The 17,321-nt window shown below is 44.4% G+C and carries 15 protein-coding genes; 1 reads left to right on the top strand and 14 read right to left on the bottom strand.

Going from position 1 to position 17,321, the window contains the following annotated elements:
- The 13 genes from MCG98_RS12000 to MCG98_RS11940 all read right to left on the bottom strand — a co-directional run bounded on the left by MCG98_RS12000 (position 1) and on the right by MCG98_RS11940 (position 14,366).
- Complete coding sequence (locus MCG98_RS12000; protein ID WP_240302201.1) at positions 1-1,059, bottom strand: tyrosine-type recombinase/integrase; 1,059 nt, start codon at positions 1,057-1,059, stop codon at positions 1-3.
- 139 nt (positions 1,060-1,198) lie between these two features.
- Positions 1,199-2,146: an ABC transporter permease gene (locus MCG98_RS11995; RefSeq protein ID WP_240302200.1), complete on the bottom strand. Its 948-nt coding sequence runs from the start codon at positions 2,144-2,146 to the stop codon at positions 1,199-1,201.
- Positions 2,139-3,575, bottom strand: coding sequence for an ATP-binding cassette domain-containing protein (locus MCG98_RS11990; protein ID WP_240302199.1), 1,437 nt, complete (start codon positions 3,573-3,575; stop codon positions 2,139-2,141). The genes MCG98_RS11995 and MCG98_RS11990 overlap by 8 nt, the downstream gene beginning before the upstream one ends.
- Positions 3,576-3,587: 12 nt before the next feature.
- Positions 3,588-4,628, bottom strand: coding sequence for a histidine kinase (locus MCG98_RS11985; protein ID WP_240302198.1), 1,041 nt, complete (start codon positions 4,626-4,628; stop codon positions 3,588-3,590).
- Between the two features lie 12 nt (positions 4,629-4,640).
- Complete coding sequence (locus tag MCG98_RS11980; RefSeq protein WP_240302197.1) at positions 4,641-6,260, bottom strand: response regulator; 1,620 nt, start codon at positions 6,258-6,260, stop codon at positions 4,641-4,643.
- A gap of 118 nt (positions 6,261-6,378) precedes the next feature.
- Entirely contained in the window at positions 6,379-7,386 is a 1,008-nt protein-coding gene (locus MCG98_RS11975; RefSeq protein ID WP_240302196.1) for an ABC transporter permease, read from the bottom strand.
- Complete coding sequence (locus tag MCG98_RS11970) at positions 7,383-8,882, bottom strand: sugar ABC transporter ATP-binding protein (protein WP_240302195.1); 1,500 nt, start codon at positions 8,880-8,882, stop codon at positions 7,383-7,385. Before MCG98_RS11970 ends, MCG98_RS11975 begins: the two co-directional genes overlap by 4 nt.
- Before the next feature lie 87 nt (positions 8,883-8,969).
- Complete coding sequence (locus tag MCG98_RS11965; protein ID WP_240302194.1) at positions 8,970-10,010, bottom strand: sugar ABC transporter substrate-binding protein; 1,041 nt, start codon at positions 10,008-10,010, stop codon at positions 8,970-8,972.
- 307 nt (positions 10,011-10,317) lie between these two features.
- Positions 10,318-11,283, bottom strand: coding sequence for a helix-turn-helix transcriptional regulator (locus MCG98_RS11960; RefSeq protein ID WP_240302193.1), 966 nt, complete (start codon positions 11,281-11,283; stop codon positions 10,318-10,320).
- Between the two features lie 124 nt (positions 11,284-11,407).
- On the bottom strand, positions 11,408-12,844 hold the full coding sequence (locus MCG98_RS11955) for a L,D-transpeptidase family protein (protein ID WP_240302192.1): 1,437 nt from the start codon (positions 12,842-12,844) through the stop codon (positions 11,408-11,410).
- A gap of 123 nt (positions 12,845-12,967) precedes the next feature.
- Positions 12,968-13,738, bottom strand: coding sequence for a hypothetical protein (locus MCG98_RS11950; protein ID WP_240302191.1), 771 nt, complete (start codon positions 13,736-13,738; stop codon positions 12,968-12,970).
- Positions 13,728-13,874, bottom strand: coding sequence for a sigma factor-like helix-turn-helix DNA-binding protein (locus MCG98_RS11945; RefSeq protein ID WP_345891654.1), 147 nt, complete (start codon positions 13,872-13,874; stop codon positions 13,728-13,730). Before MCG98_RS11945 ends, MCG98_RS11950 begins: the two co-directional genes overlap by 11 nt.
- A 225-nt stretch (positions 13,875-14,099) precedes the next feature.
- Complete coding sequence (locus MCG98_RS11940) at positions 14,100-14,366, bottom strand: hypothetical protein (protein WP_240302190.1); 267 nt, start codon at positions 14,364-14,366, stop codon at positions 14,100-14,102.
- A 238-nt stretch (positions 14,367-14,604) separates the two neighbouring features.
- Between MCG98_RS11940 and MCG98_RS11935 the strand changes: the two genes are divergently transcribed.
- Entirely contained in the window at positions 14,605-16,548 is a 1,944-nt protein-coding gene (locus MCG98_RS11935; protein ID WP_240302189.1) for a GHKL domain-containing protein, read from the top strand.
- A 5-nt stretch (positions 16,549-16,553) separates the two neighbouring features.
- On the opposite strand, the gene MCG98_RS11930 is transcribed toward MCG98_RS11935, so the two are convergent.
- Positions 16,554-17,270 carry a LytTR family DNA-binding domain-containing protein gene (locus MCG98_RS11930; RefSeq protein ID WP_240302188.1) on the bottom strand — a complete coding sequence of 239 codons (717 nt, stop codon included), beginning with the start codon at positions 17,268-17,270 and terminating at the stop codon, positions 16,554-16,556.
- Between the last annotated feature and the right edge of the window lie 51 nt (positions 17,271-17,321).

Below are 17,321 nucleotides of genomic sequence, written 5' to 3'. Positions count from 1 at the left end.
CTAATCCTCCCTCAGTTTCACAACTCCGGCAGCCTTTCTGCGCCTGTCGTCATCAATGGCAGCATAATGCTTTTTCGTTGTATTCACGTCTTTATGTCCCAGAACATCAGCGACAAGATAAATATCACCCGTTTCCTGGTACAGCGTGGTACCATAAGTACTACGAAGCTTATGAGGCGTGATTTTTTTCGTGGTTGTAATTTCTCTGGTGTATTTTTTAACAAGATTTTCGACTGCCTGAATTCCAATGCGCTTGCGCTGGGTAGAGTAGAAGAGTGCGTGCTCATGTCCGGTTACCGGAGTAATTCCTCTGCGCACCTCCAGATAATTTTTTAATGCCTTCTCTACCTCCCCGCCGAAATAGACGATCATTTCGTTTCCGCCTTTTCTCGTTACCTTGATTCCGTTATTCTTAAAATCGATATCTTCAACGTCCAGTCCGACACATTCGGAAACCCGAACACCTGTTCCAAGCAGGAGAGTGACGAGCGCCAAATCACGTTCCTTTGTTTTTTCATAATAAACCTTTTTCTGACCGGTCAGATGATCACCACAGTGCTCGATATGATCAAGCAGCATAGCAACTTCATCCGTATCAAGCCGGATAATGGCTTTTTCATGGATTTTCGGCATATCGATCAACACTGTAGGATTTGTATGGATCATTTCCCGTTTGTAATAATAAGCATAAAAGCTGCGCAAAGCAGAAATTTTACGTTTTAAGCCGCGTTCACCGTTCGTATTAAGATTTTCACCGTTGCCTTTGTAAACCTTCAGATATTCCATATATTCCTCAATGTCGAGCGCCTGAATTTGATCGAGCACATCGACGGTAAAAGAGTCCATGGATTGATTTTTAAAAACAGGATTTTCCTCAAGCAGAAACTGAAAGAATACACGGATATCATAAGCATAGGAAATTCTTGTTTTTGTGGTCGTTGTAGCGTCAATCGAACGAAAATAGTCGCGCGCAAACGCCGGTAGCGTCTTTAAAACTTCACGCAGCTTCATGATATTATGTATATCGGTCTGTTCGTGGTAGGTTGTACGTTTGTTCATGTGGATACCCTTTATCTTTCCCTTTCATCTATTTGATAAACTCGCGTTTGTCGTATAGATCTATACTACTACAATCAAGGATTTATTTCAAGGAGGAAATAAATCAGAATTCATTGTGTATTCTCCTCGTGTATTCTCCTCATAAAATAGGCTTTTTTTGCTTCTTGACCGAGTAATCAATGATGATAACCAGCATGATAAAAATTCCCTTGATGATGCTCTGCCAGTTATAATTGATTCCCCACAGATTCAGCATGTTGTTGATCATCCCGACGATCATTGCGCCGATGACCGTACCGATCACATTTCCCGTGCCCCCTGTCAGAGAAGTTCCGCCCAGTACAACGGCGGTGATCACATCGAACTCACTTGACTCTCCCGATGCTGGAATACCGGAATTCATACGTGCCATAAAGACAACCGCTGCAACCGCAGTGAAAACTCCGTCCAGAATATAGGTTTTCATAATGACATGTTTTACACGGATCCCGGATGCTTTGGATGCTTTCACATTTTCACCGACAGCAATGACCTGTCTTCCGAAACCGGTTTTATTTACGATCGCCCAGATGATAAAGAAACCCATCGCCATGATAAAAACAGGCACCGGAATTTTTCCTACCATCCCCTGCCCTATCACCGTATACTTTCCAAGGTTTGTTATCGGTGCGCTGTTCGTGAAGACCATAGCCGCTCCCCTCGAGATCATGCTGACGATCAGTGTTACGATGAAAGAGGGAATCCCGAATCTGGTGACAATAAAGGCGATAAACAGACCGATCAGGGCTCCCAGCAGCAGGGCGGCAAGTATTGCCAGAACTATATTCCCGGTAACGACCATGACTTCACAGGAGACACATCCGATCAGAGCCATTTCTGACCCGTAGGCAACATTGATATGACCGAGCATGATGATGACTGTAGCGCCGTATGCCATCAGAGTAATATAGGAAATCTGCCGCAGGATACTCGTCGCATTAAAGCCGCTCAGGAAACCGGGACAGAAAATAGCTCCGCACACGATCAGTATGGCCAGAATCCAGAGACTGCTGTAAAAAAAATATTGACTTTCCCGTTTGCTATTCATAACGCTGTATCCTTTCCATTAACACGCCTGCTTTTGTGAGAATCAGATGCCGTCCATGCAGCTGCGGCACCTTCATTCTGCTCCCGGTAAGGATCAGAACCGCAATCCCGCGGTCAGCGGTCATCTGAATATTTTTCAGAGATTCCTCATTCATATTGATACATCCGCCGATAAAAGGGTTGACCAGTACCAGCAGTTTCGGATGAAAGATCATGAAGCGGCAAAAAAGTACTTTCTGCAGCTCCGTTTCCGTCAGTTCACCTAATCGTTTATCACAGATGTCTTTTCCGAAAACAGAATTAATCGTATTGCGTATGCTGTCCCTGTATCTGCGCTTCCACCAGATCGCTTTGAGATAGTTGCCTTTGACAATACATACATTTTCCAGCACCGTCATCTGATAAAACAGAGTCTGGGTATATGAAATATTTTCAATAAAGCCAACTCCATGCTCTATTGCATCTTCCAGGCATTTCGGTGTGAAGTCTTTGGAACCGATCGTCATCTTACCATTTCTCACCTGTGTTTCACCGCTCATAACCTTATAAAAATGAGACAGTCCCTGCTCCTCATCGCAGTGAATACAGACGATTTCACCGCTGTAAATCTCAAAACTGGCTCGAAACAGATAATTTTCGGAGACGTGTTCCATTCGGAATGCCAGCTGGCTGCGCTGTGAAAGCTGTCCGAACCGAAGTGATTTTTCCGGATTCCCCAGCAGGATTCTGGTTATAACCTTCTCGTCAAATTCAGATTGTCCGAATATGCGGGCCGTCCTTCCATTTTTAATGATCAGCAGCTGATCTGAAAAATGAAGTGTCTGTTCAAGGACCGGATTCCATACGATAAATGTGATATTACGTTCTTTCATTTTGCCGATCAGCTCAAACAACTCGTCCACTTCTTCGGACGGCAGATTGTTGCTTCGAATATCGACAAGTACCAGCTTAATCCCTATTGTATAGGCTTTCAGAAGCTCAATCTTAAACTGTTCCATATGACTCAGCTGTGATACAGAGGTGTGAATGTCAATGCTTATATGAAACATATCAAACAGGATTTCCAGCTTTTTTTCCAGCTTTTCCAGATCCAGGAACCGTTCTTTATAATCTCTTGATATGACAAACAGATTTTCGGCCAGTGACAGACTGCCAATCAGATGGGAGCTGCCATCGATCACTGTTACGTTTTCTTTCAGAACCTCCGGTGCATCCTCTTCACTCACCTTCCGTTCATTGATATAAAAGGTTCCGTAATCCAGTTTTTGTTTACCCTGCAGAATCTCCCACAGGACCTCCAGCTCCTGCTGCTCACCGGACATGATTCCGCAGATTTTATTTTTAAACACCTGGATCTGAACACCTGCGAGAATGTCATAGCCATCTATATTTTTCATACCATTTTCGATTTTCAGCAATTCTTCCTGCATAAAGCTCTCCTGCTATTTTGGTTCTTTTACAATAGGGAGTGTCAGCTTGACATCTGTACCGACTCCCTCATTACTGTAGACATACATTCCGAATTCATGACCGAACAACAGTTTGATCCTGCTGTTGACATTGACAAGTGCGATTCCCTTTCTCTTCTGCTCCGCATTTCCCAGTCCTGCTTCCGCATGTGTCAGTTTCAGATTCAGTACTTCCACTGCCTTCTGTGACATACCGACGCCATCGTCAATAATGTCAATAATCACAGTTTTTCTCGTCATCTGAATACGCAGCTGGATATTTCCGCGCTTGTTGCGGATTTCCAGCCCGTGGTAGATCGCATTTTCTACAATGGGCTGCAGCACCATACGCGGAATATATAAATCCTGAAGCTGTTCCCGGTCTTCCTCATAAATAACAGAAAACTGCAGGGCTTCTCCGAAACGGTATTTCTGTACCGTGATATAAGCCTGCACATTCCGCAGCTCTTCCGACAACGTGGCATACTGTTCCAGATTGGAGATCGAATATGCGAAGTAGGTTGACAATGCTTCTATCGTATCCGAGATATTATGAAGACCCGCCATCAGCACATCTCCCCGGATAGCATCCAGAGTATTATAAAGAAAATGCGGGTTGATCTGGTTCTGAAGAGCAAGGTATTTTGACTGTTCAACCGAAAGTCTCAGAGACTCTTTCTTATCAAGCAGCGCCTCAAGTTTGGCAAGGGCGATTTCCAGTTCCGGAGTAAATGGATACGGAAGCGAAAAAACATCTTCAAACACAATGCCTTTGTTGAAATTATCCAGGACTCTCCGCGTTTTCAAATATGGAATCACCAGGTAATTATAAGTAAACACCAGGTACCCGCAGAGCAGAAGCAGCAGTATCATTCCTGTTGTTCTGCCGCTGTCAAATGCCGCTTTATTATTCTCCTTTAACTCGTTTAAAAGAAACAGGATATAAATTGTCATCAGAAGGGCAAGCGCCGCAAGCAGGGCTGCACATATCTTAATCCGCTTTTTCAGGGAGGTCCCTGTATCAATACGATCCATATCAAACTCCTGTTACATGATATATAGTTTGCGATAATCCTTAGGCTTCAGTCCGCTGTATTTTTTAAATGCTCTTGAAAAGTATTTGTCGTCTGTATATCCGACTTCCTGTGCGATCTCAGCGATGCATTTATCCGTCTCTGACAACAGCTGCTGTGCTTCGAGCATCCGCAGTTCCGTCAGATATTCCACGAAATTTTTTCCGGTTTCCTTTTTAAAAAGACGTGAAAAATAAGAAGGATTAAATCCGACGATACAACTCACCTGTTCAAGATCAATGTCATCCTTGAAGTGTCTGGCAATGTATTCTCTTGCCTCACGAATCGGTTTACGGCTGATACTCTCCTGCTTTTCCTTCAGCCTGGCGAATATCTGTTCCAGAAACAGCTGCAGGTCTTTTGTCATCTGTTCCATGCGGCAGCTGTTGTGCATACATTCATTTACTTTTTCTTTCCACTCTTCTATCTCATCTTTTGAGAATTTCGCATTCATCCCCGTAAAAATAATCGTGTACACTTCCCGAAAAGTTTCCAGTACTTTATATCCCGTCAGATCTTCCTCATTCTTCAGTTTTATTATAACACCCTCAAGCAGAGAGCAGGCTCCGTCGTAATCGGTATTTTCCAGGGCCTGAAACAAAACTTTTTGAAATGTATAATTGACAATATTACTTCTGTTCTCATTAGCCAGTTTCTCCGGGCATTCATAAATCCCGCTGTCCGTTTCCTTTAATATCCGTTCCATCAATGCATAGTAGGCCTGATGCATGGAGAACGGCAATTCTTCCAGTGAATTCGCCACCTTTCCCTTACCGATTGAAATGTGACAGAGAGATGTCGGTATTTTGATCATCTCACGCAGTTCAAAGATCACCTGTCGAAAGTGATCGTTTAATACCTCTCTTTTCGGAGAATCAAAATTAATAACAGCCAGAAGAATATCCTCATACAGACCCCAGCAGCACACATACTGATCTTCTTTCAGATTGTTTTCCAGTGTGACTCCCGCTTTTTTCTGGAAGAAATCCTTTACTTCTTCAAACGAGAACCGTTCCTCAGGAAGATCGGCCTTCATAGCAATACATATAAAGTGTTTTTTAACAAAATCACGGTGCAGCTTTTCACTGCAGTACACTGCTGTAAGCTGTGCAGGATCCGCAGTCTGAAAAAGAAGGTGATTGACAAATTCTTCACGCAGCTTAATAGCGGTTGTTTCCACATACTGCTTCAGCCGCGTCTGTTCCTGCACCGTCTGGCGTTTCTGAGTCTCTGCATCGATGATGCGCAGAAGCGCGGCAGTCAGTTCATCTTTCTTGATGGGTTTCAGCAGATAATCCTCCGCTCCATATTTCAGGGCATCTCTTGCATACTCAAATTCCCGGTAGCCGCTGATGACAATAAACTTGATATCGGAATTCGAACTTTTTACTCTTTTTATAATATCGATTCCGTTATATTCCGGCATGCAGACATCTGTGATGACGATATCGGGCTTATCCGTCTCAATCACCTTCAGAGCTTCCCATCCGTTGTGTACAATACTTAAAATTTCAAGTCCAAGTGATTCCCAGTCCACAAGACATTGTATCAACCGGCAGATTCCAATCTCATCGTCTGCTATTAAAACTTTCATTGTTTTCTTCCTTCCCATGAATTCCATGTACTGTTCGATTATACTATATTTTCATAAAAAACAGAAGGAAAACTGTTCTCGCAGCTTTCCTTCTGTTCTGAAGAGAGTTTAAAGAGTATTAGGAAGCAGCTTCCAGACTTTTTGCAATTGCAAGACGTTTTGCCTTTGCATCCATCTGTCCGCGCAGTACGTCGATAAATACCGCAATGACAATGACAGCGCCGATAACGATCTGCTGTAAATCCGAAGATACGCCGATGAGGTCACAGCCGTTACGGATAACGGCAATCATCATGGCCCCAACCAATGTACCCCAGACATTACCTTTTCCGCCGAGGAAAGAAGCGCCGCCGATGATACAGGAAGCGATCGCATCTAGGTCACCTTCCAGAGATGCCAGCGGAACTGCTGAATTCAGGCGTCCCATGTACACAATACCGGCAACTGCACAGAAGAAACCGGAAGTTGCGTAGCAGAAGATCTGGACACGGTCTGTGTTGATTCCTGCAAGTCTTGCCGCCTCGGAATTTCCTCCGAATGAAAAGATCTTACGGCCGAGACCAGTCCTTGTCAGGAAGATATGCATCGCTATGTAAAGAACAATTGTCATAATAAAGGAAAGCGGAATCTTGCCCACATTCGTAACACCTACAAAGGTAACGCCTTTCGGGAAACCTGCGATTGCAGTAGCCCCTGTGATCAGCAGTGCCAGACCACGGCAGACGTTTTTCATGCCGAGCGTTGCGATAAACGGATGCGGCAGATGCAGTTTCGTCAGAAGAACGCCGTTGAATGCTCCTGCAAGTGTTCCCACAACGAGACACACAAGGATCAGAATCAGCGGATTCTGAATATTGAATTTCTGCATGACCACACCGGAGCAGCAGATCGAGATCGCGAGCAGTGATCCGGCGGAGAGGTCGATTCCTCCGAGCAGGATCACACACAGCATACCGACTGCCATCAGCGCGATGATCGGTGTCTGACGCAAAATGTTCATGATATTGGCAAAGGCAAGGAACCTGCCCTCCGTTGCGATCGCAAGCCCGATACATACAACAATCAGTGCCAGCAGCGGTCCTAATTTGCCGATAAATTCTTTTACATTGCTTTTATTTTCTTTCATGATAGTTTCCCTCCCCATGCAGCTTTCATAATCGATTCCTGGTTGAAATGCTCAGAGTTTCTGTCCAGTTCGCCCATGACTTTTCCTTCCCTCATGATGATCACGCGGTCGCTCATGCCAAGGATTTCCGGAAGTTCTGAAGAGATCATGATGACGCATTTCCCTTCTCTGCAGAGCTTGTTCATTACATGATATACTTCAATCTTGGCACCGACATCGATACCTCTTGTCGGCTCATCAAAGATATAAATATCCGCATCTGTATTGACCCATTTGGCGATTACCACCTTCTGCTGATTACCGCCGGAAAGTGTTCCCGCAGGTGTCTCAAGCGTCGGGGTTTTAATCTTATAGGTCTCCACATTCTCCATTCCAATCTTCTGATACTTCTTTTGATCCAGGAACCCATGGCTCGTATCTTGATCGATTGTGGCGAGGAAAAGATTATTCTTAACGGAAGCATCCAGGATCAGTCCCTCCCCCTTTCTGTCTTCTGTCAGGAATGCGATCTTATGATGAATGGCATCCTTCGGAGAATTGATCGTGGTCTTCTTACCCCTGATGTAGACATCACCGGTGTCTTTCGGGTCCGCACCAAACAAGGCGCGCATGGTCTCTGTTCTTCCCGCGCCTACCAGCCCGGCAAATCCAAGCACCTGTCCGGCGTACGCTTTGAAACTTACGTTTCTTAAAACACCGACACTGTTAAAATTCTCAATACGGAGAAATTCCTCACCCTGCGGATAGATTTCTTTCGGAAACAGATCATCCAGGCTTCTGCCGACCATATCAGCAATCAGACTGTCATTTGTCACCTGCTTTACCGGCTTTGTGCTGATGTGCTGCCCATCCCGCATAACGGTGATACAGTCACAGATTTCAAAAATCTCCTCCAGTTTATGTGATACAAAGACAATCGCAATCCCCTTGTCCCGCAGGATATTGATCGTTTTCATCAGCTGGTTGACTTCATTTGCGGAAAGTGACGATGTGGGTTCGTCCATGATGATAAGTCTCGCTTCAGACAAAATGGATTTTCCAATCTCAACCATCTGCTGAACACCCAGCCCGAGCTTTCCGCACAGTGTGCGGGGATCAATCTTCTGACCCAGCTGTTCCATGATCTCCGCCGCTTTTTTATGCATATAATGATAGTCCAGAAGGACTCCTTTTTTCTTATAATAATTGATGAATAAATTGTCAGTAATACTTAAATCCGGTACAATATTCAGTTCCTGATAAATACATCCTACCCCGTATTTTTTCGCAACATTGGGATTCGACAGCACTACCTCTTTGCCGTCTATGATAATCTTTCCTTTTTCCGGCTGATTGACACCCGTAAATACTTTGATCAGCGTGGATTTACCGGCACCGTTTTCACCGATCAAACCATGTACTTCACCCGTTCTGATCTGAAAGGACATATCATTCAATGCAATAACGCCAGGAAAGTATTTGGTAACATTCTGTAATTCCATGATTACTTCGCCCATGCTTATAACCACCCTCCTCTTCTAAGATATTACGTCCAGGGAGCAAAAGCTCGATGGACGTAATACGAAACGACATTCTGCGAACGCTTATTCTGCTGATTTCACCTTTGCTTCCAGATCAGCTTTAAATTCTTCTGCATTCTCTGCAGTGATGATCTTCTGTCCGGAATCGATGACAGCGTCTACTTCTTCGCCGTTCATAATCTTGATTGCAGTTTCGATTCCGAGTACACCCATGTCATATGGAGCCTGTGCGGTAGTTCCCAGCATCTCGCCAGCAGCAACTTTTTCACTGACAGGAATGGTTCCGTCAAATCCATAAACCTTTGTATCTGTTCCAGCCGCAACAACTGCGTTGTATGCGCCGGTCGCCATAGAATCGGCTGTTGTGATGATCAGATCTGCGTCCGGATATTTCTGGAGCAGGTTTTCACTGACACTCATACCTTTTTCTTCTGTTGAATCAGCTGCCTGAGATTCCAGTACTTCTACGCCAGCTTCTTCCAGACCGGCTTTGATACCAGCTTCTCTGGCATCGTGTGTGGCATCGCCCAGACGTCCTCGCAGGATGATTGCTTTTGCACCTTCGCCAACCTGTTCGCCAGCCCACAATGCGCCTTCTTTCGCTGCACTTTCATTACCTGTTCCGATAAAGGACACTTTATCCGGAAGAGAAGAATCGGTATCTACAGCGATCACCTTGATTCCGGCATCAACTGCATTCTGCAGTGCCGGAAGCACTGTCTCATCATTGGAAGGAGCAACACAGAGCACATCCACGCCTGCTGCTACCAGTGTCTCAATATTTTCTACCTGTTTTGCCACATCACTTTCTGAATTCGGGGCAATGAAGGTAAGGTCCACGTTATTTTCTTTTGCTGTTGCCTCAGCACCGGCCTTTACAAGAATCCAATACTGGTCTGCCAGAGACTTGACAACGAAGCCGACTTTAATCTCTTTACCTGACGCGTCACCTGTGTCTTTGGCTGCAGCATCGCCTCCGGATGTATCCTCGGAAGATGTATCCGTTGATGCTGTCGAAGAAGAGTCATCTTTTCCGCCGCATCCTGCCAGCATTGTTGCCGTTAAAGCGAGTGCACATAAAATGCTAATATACTTCTTTTTCATCCTATACCTCCCAAATATACGATTCGTTTTCATTTTCTTCATTTTCTTAGGTATCGCGATCACCATTTGACATAAAGAATCTTATCACGTAAGGTAAAAATATAACACTCACTTTTTTGATAAAAAGTGGACTTTTTTTACTTGTTCACAGAATCATGAGACACATAAAAATGACCGGCTCTCAGTACCGGTTCCATAACAGCATGAAAGCGGCAGATGCATATCTCTGCCGCTTTCGCCATTCTTGTATTTATTTCAAACTTTCATTCAAATCTTTTCAGATCACTCTTCAGCTCATCAGACAGCTCTACTTCCGCACCGGTCGGATATACTTGCAAAACCGCTGCGGGTCATAATACAGGTAAATGATTCTGCCGGGCGAGGTATCAAAGCAGTAACCGGTGCCGGAAAAATCAAACGTCGACATTGCCTTTTCGATTTTTTCCTCCACGCTGCGGTTTTCCTGTTCATAATCGAATGGCCCGTGTTCAAACACGATATACTCGTCTTCCGGAACGTCAACCATAAGCATTTGCGGTGGTATTTCCCCTTTATAATCGGCGGGAAGACGGACTCCATAACACTCTGTACGCGGAATCCCCCAATCACAGAGTCTGCCGTTGGGGTCATTCATATACGCCATAAGCTGACCACTGCCGCTGTTCGTTTCGCTCCCTCCATCATCATCCAGTTTACCTTTGATACTGTCGAGCAGGCCGCAGATTGTCTCGCAGTCCTGTCCCGGTATAAGACTCTGTTTTTGCCAAAAATCCCAATACCCATTACTCTCATAGTTTTTAATGTGCAAAAATTTGTGTGCGGGTATGGTCACAAAATAAATGTTAACGTCACCGTTAGATTTTATCATACCTATTTCTCCTAACCCTAAAAAGTAGCGGTCGAAAGGGTTGATTTTGGTACGAAGAACGACAGGCCTCGGCTTTTTTCGGTATTCACTTGGCGTAACGCCATATGTTCCCCGGAAAGCTCTGGTAAAAGCTTCGTGTGATGAAAATCCATAATTAAGGGCAATATCCAAAATGTTCTTATCGCTGTCTCGCACCTCTTTTAATGCAAAGGCTAATTTTCTGAGCCTCAGATAATCCCTGAATTGCATTCCTGATATTTCTTTGAATTTTCTCGTCGTATAAAACTCGGAATAACCAAGCCTTTGGGACAGAGCGCGCAGTGTCAGTGCTTCATCATCATATTTTTTAATGCATTTGTCTATTTCATCAACGATCATTTGAATTTGCTGCTGCCACTCATACATTTGTCTGTTTACCTCATTTCAACCACCCTGCACTTATTATAAAGAATCGGAGAAACTGTCGCTTGATTTTACTTGCCATATTATGAAAATGCGGTTCCTCTTTGATTCTATGACTGAGTTTGAATTAATATATGATAATCGGATATCCTCCGTCGATGGAATCATAGATGATTTTTGCCTGATCCGGCGGAAGGTTAATGCATCCGTGGCTTCCGTTTGTCTTGTACCGGTCTCCTCCAAACGCAGACTGCCAGTCCGCATCATGCAGACCCTGTCCATATACAAAAGGCATCCAGTATGTAACTTTCTGCTCATATCCGTAAATATCACTGCTCAGCGTGTATGGACTTGCTTTATAAGCAATCGGCCACGCCCCACGGTAGGTTTCCCGCTCTTCTGTTGGAAGACCGCTCACGATATCTGTTTCCGTAACGAGAGAACCATTTTTATAGAGCCATAAATGCTGATTGTCAAGACTGACTTCAATATAACTGCCCGCCAGGTCATCTTTTCCGTTTCTGGTAATCCCCTGCTTGCTGTAGACAGGATCACGCTGGATGGCTGTGCCGCTCTTCAGATCTTCCAGCAGCTGCTGCAGTTCTGCCTCCTGATCAATCCGAAATCCATATTCATTTCCACTGATTTTGATCTCGTTTCCATAGGACGTCTGGAAATAGCGCGGCAAATAAATAGTATTATAATTCGCTGCCAGTTCTGAAATAAAGGCACTCGCTGCTTCCTCGTTGATACTGATACTGTTGTCGTCATTCACAGTCAGCCACGAAGCGATCTGCTCGGAAGTCAGCACCTCCGTTGCCTCTCCGAATGTATAGGTAACAGAAGTACTTCTATACTGCTGCAACTGCTGGTTCAATGCCTCCAGACTGCTGTTGAGTTCCGGGTTCTCTGAGGTGATCCCCTCCTTATAAACCGGATCACTCACCGTAATTTCCACAGTACGGTTCAGTAAACTCTGACTGAATTTTGTTTCCAGTTCTTTGTGGACATATTCCTGCAGTTTCGCCTCATCGATCTGGTTCCCCAGTACATCGTCTATGATCACAAATTCACCTTTTTGTTCATCGTACTTTATGTATGCATCTGCAGAATCTTTTCGTTCAATCGAATCAAATCGATCAGCAGCCAGAGCATCGGCCTCCTGCTTCTCATCCTGATTGATCGTGTATTTGATCTCATAATTCCCTTTCGGTTTGATCAGTCCCTTCTGTTCAGCTCTTTGCTTCTTAACTTCTGTCAATTCACTCTGCAAATGCTTTATATCCAGCGAGTATCCCATATTCTTTAACGTCGTCTTATAAACCTCACTGCCATTCTCTGTAAAGACAACGTTCGTTTTCTCGAATTCAGCTGCTATTTTTTCTGCCGCCTCTTCAAGAGACAGTTTTGAAATGTTTAATCCATATACGGATATTCTGTATCCCATGGTTTTTTTCTCTATCGTTCTTATATATATGATCAGCGATATACCAAGTAAAACCGCGAGAGAAAGACATATAATCAGAACAATGACCTGCTTTTTTTTCCTGCCTGTCAGTTTCATAATTCCTCCCTTGTAATCATTTTCCCCTCATTCCCTCTTAGTAACTATTCTGAAGCAGATTCCAGTAAAAGTCAAATTATTCTTTGTTTTTTAAGATTCTGTTTATATTTTAACGCATGCTTGTCATTCATGATCTCTGTTATTATGACCGCTTCTGTGCGCTTGTTCTGCATTATCCGGGCAGTCGCTTTGCTTCTTCACCGATTTATCATGCCTGCCCTGTTTATGCTCACTGATCAGGCGATGGATCTCTGACATCGTCATATCATGGCAATCTTCCACTGTCATGGATTCATCATATTTCGCCAGCTGCAGATACGCGGAATATTTGCCTATCGATACCCCCTGATCATGCGCCTCCGAAACAATTTCCATTTCGGTGCCAGTACTGTGTCCTCCATGTGCCTTACATCCATGGCAGTTTTCGATGCCTGTGCGCAGTTCACTCTCTTTAGCACGATTTCCGGCAGCCACCGTAAATACAAGCTCTGCATCATCTGTCAGATATTCTTTCCTATCAGCATTTTCCATGATCAGATTAATGGCCTCCGTGTACGGTTTACCTTTTACACTGATCCCTTCCAATACAGCCTCACCGTCTCCGTTAAATGCTGTTGCTGTCCGAACACGGTCAAGTCTGTTCAAGGTCAGTTCAACAGATGGATTGACATCAATACTCACAAACGAAACCGGTGTCTGTATATAAAAATAAACGCCTGTGATAATGGTAAGTATAAGGGTGACACATGCGGCAGTGATTATTTTACAGACTGCGGGGCGAATTTTATACACAGTTGCCTTCTGTCTCCTGGACTGTAAAAACTCTATCGTAGAGTCTTTCAGTGCCTCATTTGCTTTTATTGTATCAAATGCATCACGAAATTTATTTCCCAAATTCATCACCTCCCAGCTTTTCCTTCAGAATCCCGCGTCCTCTTGACAGTAATGAATAAACGGTATTTTCCTTCTTGCCTAAAATCAGACTGATTTCATGCGCAGAATACCCTTCATAATAGTGCAGGTAGATCACACTCCTGTATCAGCCTGATTCTTCAGATGACAGAAGCTGATGCGCCGGATCATGTCCGCATATGTCTCCACTGCACGATTAACATCATATTCACTTCGCACTCCCGCACCTCCCTCTGACGATCCCGCACATTTATTATACAGCTTTTCTGCCCCATGTAAAAGACTCTCTCTTTAAACGTACAGCAGGCAGTGGCTGAGATAACCACTGCCCATTATACCGCTTTTAATTATGATGCCTGCCGTGACCATGGCGGGATAAATCCTCATTTTCGCTGTGGTGATAGCTGTGTATTCGGTCATGAGATGTATGATCCTGACAGCTGTCACACAAGCCATCAGGGTCTTCATCTGTGACGTGTCCACAATGATATCCGTTTGTTTCACAGTATACCGCGTGAGATATCAGGGTATCCGCCCCCGCTGCAAAGGTGACCGTCACCGTTGTAAATACGAGCGCCGCGGCCGCGCCTGAAGCTAACAGTTTTTTCATGTTAATTACCTCCTGAACATGTTTTTGGTTTGCTGACTAACTATAACACGATTTGAGATAACAAAACCTTGCATGGAGTATTACAATCTTTTTTCCTGTCTATTGTCTGCAAAACTGGACATAAAAGCCTCAAAACTGGGCATTCATTGTTTTCTGTCCGTTGACAGACTGCAAAAAATCCTGATATGCTGATAATAAAACAATATAGATATCAGATTTTAACCGGAGGCTCCCTGTTATGGCTAATATAAGGCATTTACCAAAACTTATCACCGCACTGCTCATTTCTCTGCTTTTATGTATTCCTGCCGCCCTGGCAGTTTTTTATTACACGCAACCTATGGAAGATTTGTCTTTTGATCTTTCCCTGCTTCCGGAGGACGGACAGGAATGGGAGGGCAACAAGGGCTGGTCTGTATATACAGATCATAAAGGTGAGAAGAGACAGCTGACTTCTGACGGCAGCGGAGGATATTCAGGTCTTTCATATCCCGGTCAGACATTCTATTACTCACGTGAGATGTCAGAAAAGCTGGACAGCCCGGTCCTTCAGATTGGCGTCGTCAACCGGACAGTCAGTGTCTTTCTCGATAATACTTTGATTTATACAGACTGTCCGGAACTTGACAATCGTATCGGTTACCTGGAATTGCCAATGCTGGACTCTGACCGGTCAGAGCCTGTAACCGTATCACTTCCTCCGAACTATGAAGGTCGCACACTGACAGTTGCACAGTCCAGTCCCGGTCCTGGAGCCTCCGAAAAGCAGGGAGGAGATGATACTGTATATCCCTGCGAGATTACACTATACTGCGGCTATTCTTATGAGAGCGGACTGATTGCGGAGACCGCACGTGTCATGATTCCCGCTGTACTTCTGTTTGCACTGGTGTTTTTCCTGCTGGCGGCATTTATCTGGAATACCTCTTTTGGAACTCTGCGTTTTACACTTCCGTTCTTTGCTCTTACGGTGTTTTTCCAGATGTGCAGTGTATTGGCACAGACAGACTTTTTTTACCAGTATTTTGGTTCGCCTTCCTCGGATCCTACCAGGATATTCTTTGATCTGTCTGTTGCATCCCTGCTTGCATTCCTTACCATTTATGCAAAGCCGCTGCGTATTCTGTTTCTTATAATCACAGTACTGCAGTTTCTAAGCACGATTGCCGCCGTCGTTGTAGCACATTTTGGGATTCTGCTATTTGAGGATACACATAGATTCATAACAGTTCTGCCTCATATTACCGGGTTTGTCGCCCTGTTTGCTGTGTTGGTCTGTTCCTTCTTCCTTAACCGGAAGAACAATCGGTTTTTCAGGCATTTATTCCATACAGCACTTGTTATAATTATTGGTTATACCCTGTTTCTGCTGCTTAGCATCCCATTGCTGCCTGATTATGCGGACACGGTATTGACAAGGATTGCCCGGGAGATAGCCTTCTTGTTTCCAAACTATTCCCTGAAGCTGCTCTGGAACCTCTGTCTGCTTTCCAGCCTTTCTGCAGTTGTGATTGAACTGGCAGAACGCGAAACCAGGCGCCGTACGGAACATATTATTTTAGCCGCAAAAAGTGAACTTGCTCTCCAAAGTTACGAGAATCTTCGCCGTCAGTCAGAAGAAGTGCAGATGCTCAGGCATGATATGATGAAACATTATTCCCTGCTTGGCAGGATGGCGGCAGAGTCACCGGAAAAACTTGCGGACTATCTGTCGGAGCTGACCGGACTGGCTGAACAGGTACGACCCGTCGTCTCCAGCGGGAATCAGATACTGGATATCATTATAAACGGGAAATTAAACACTGCCTCGGACAAAGGAATTACCGCTGAGATCATCCGCTCCGAAGCACCAAAGATTCTGCCTCTTACAGATACGGATACCTGTTGTCTGTTTCTGAACATTCTGGAGAATGCAGTCAACGCAGCTTCCGACCCAGGTATTGTCAATCCCTTCTTACGTCTGGATTTCCATTGTAAGAACCGGCACTTTATTTTTTCCTGCGAAAATTCTGTACTGCCCGAATCCGAAAAACACAAAAAAAATCCCATGCCCGGGCATGGGTATGGGATGGAAATCATCCGTTCCGTTATGGGGAAATGGGGAAATATGGTCTCTGTGGAACGGACAAAAACGAAATTTAAAATTACGATCATCATTCCGCTGCCCCAAAATTCTGTGTAGATGCTTTATTGGTTCATATAGGCAAAAAACTCTTTCCGCACTTCTTTGATGCGGTGCTTACTGACAGGAATCTGCCTGCCGTCTGCAAGTTCCATCGAAGAAGTGCCAAATGCATGGACATGGCAGCAGTTTACAAGAAAACTTTTGTGGCATCTTATGAATTCCAATCCGGATAACATCTTTTCCAGCTCGTCAATGGACAGGGACGTATTCCACTCATTGTCTTCCTGTACGATCCGGCTTTTTCTGCCATTAATCTCAATATAATAGATTTCTTTTGCAGAAATTCTTTTCATGATCCCATTTACCGGAATCAGTAATTCCTCATTTCTCCGCTTTTGTCCATAGCAAAATACGACCGCTTCCTTTAGACGGTCTCTTTTAAGCGGTTTTGCCAGATAACGGGCAGCTGACACTTCATACCCCTGCAGAGCCATATCCCGGTTGCTGGATATAAATACAATTGCTGTTTCCCGCTTTTCACCGCGGAGGCAACGCGCCAACTCCATTCCGTCCTGTTCCGGCATCATCACATCAAGTATCAGAAGGTCAAATTTCTTTCCTCTACGAATTTCTTTCATGAGCTCTTTCGCACTCTCAAAACATAAAATTTCTGAAGGAATCTCTTTCTCATCACACACGGCTCCTGTCATCTGTGCAGTTTCATCCCTGTCTGCCTGCTCATCGTCACAGACTGCTATGTAAAATATCTGGTTTTTCATGTGTATACCTCATGCTGCTTATTTCATTCCTGACTCTCTTACCGGTTTTTA

The organism is Ruminococcus sp. OA3, assembly GCF_022440845.1.
Lineage (GTDB): Bacteria > Bacillota > Clostridia > Lachnospirales > Lachnospiraceae > Ruminococcus_G.
This window is presented reverse-complemented; position numbering and strand designations above follow the sequence as displayed.

Coding starts and splice junctions, on each gene's coding strand:
- MCG98_RS11970 (WP_240302195.1), bottom strand. CDS start 8,882: ATGGGCGAAGTAATCATGGAATTACAGAATGTTACCAAATACTTTCCT.
- MCG98_RS11940 (WP_240302190.1), bottom strand. CDS start 14,366: ATGAAAAAACTGTTAGCTTCAGGCGCGGCCGCGGCGCTCGTATTTACA.
- MCG98_RS11930 (WP_240302188.1), bottom strand. CDS start 17,270: ATGAAAAACCAGATATTTTACATAGCAGTCTGTGACGATGAGCAGGCA.
- MCG98_RS12000 (WP_240302201.1), bottom strand. CDS start 1,059: ATGAACAAACGTACAACCTACCACGAACAGACCGATATACATAATATC.
- MCG98_RS11975 (WP_240302196.1), bottom strand. CDS start 7,386: ATGAAAGAAAATAAAAGCAATGTAAAAGAATTTATCGGCAAATTAGGA.
- MCG98_RS11980 (WP_240302197.1), bottom strand. CDS start 6,260: ATGAAAGTTTTAATAGCAGACGATGAGATTGGAATCTGCCGGTTGATA.
- MCG98_RS11990 (WP_240302199.1), bottom strand. CDS start 3,575: ATGCAGGAAGAATTGCTGAAAATCGAAAATGGTATGAAAAATATAGAT.
- MCG98_RS11985 (WP_240302198.1), bottom strand. CDS start 4,628: ATGGATCGTATTGATACAGGGACCTCCCTGAAAAAGCGGATTAAGATA.
- MCG98_RS11935 (WP_240302189.1), top strand. CDS start 14,605: ATGGCTAATATAAGGCATTTACCAAAACTTATCACCGCACTGCTCATT.
- MCG98_RS11955 (WP_240302192.1), bottom strand. CDS start 12,844: ATGAAACTGACAGGCAGGAAAAAAAAGCAGGTCATTGTTCTGATTATA.
- MCG98_RS11965 (WP_240302194.1), bottom strand. CDS start 10,010: ATGAAAAAGAAGTATATTAGCATTTTATGTGCACTCGCTTTAACGGCA.
- MCG98_RS11995 (WP_240302200.1), bottom strand. CDS start 2,146: ATGAATAGCAAACGGGAAAGTCAATATTTTTTTTACAGCAGTCTCTGG.
- MCG98_RS11960 (WP_240302193.1), bottom strand. CDS start 11,283: ATGTATGAGTGGCAGCAGCAAATTCAAATGATCGTTGATGAAATAGAC.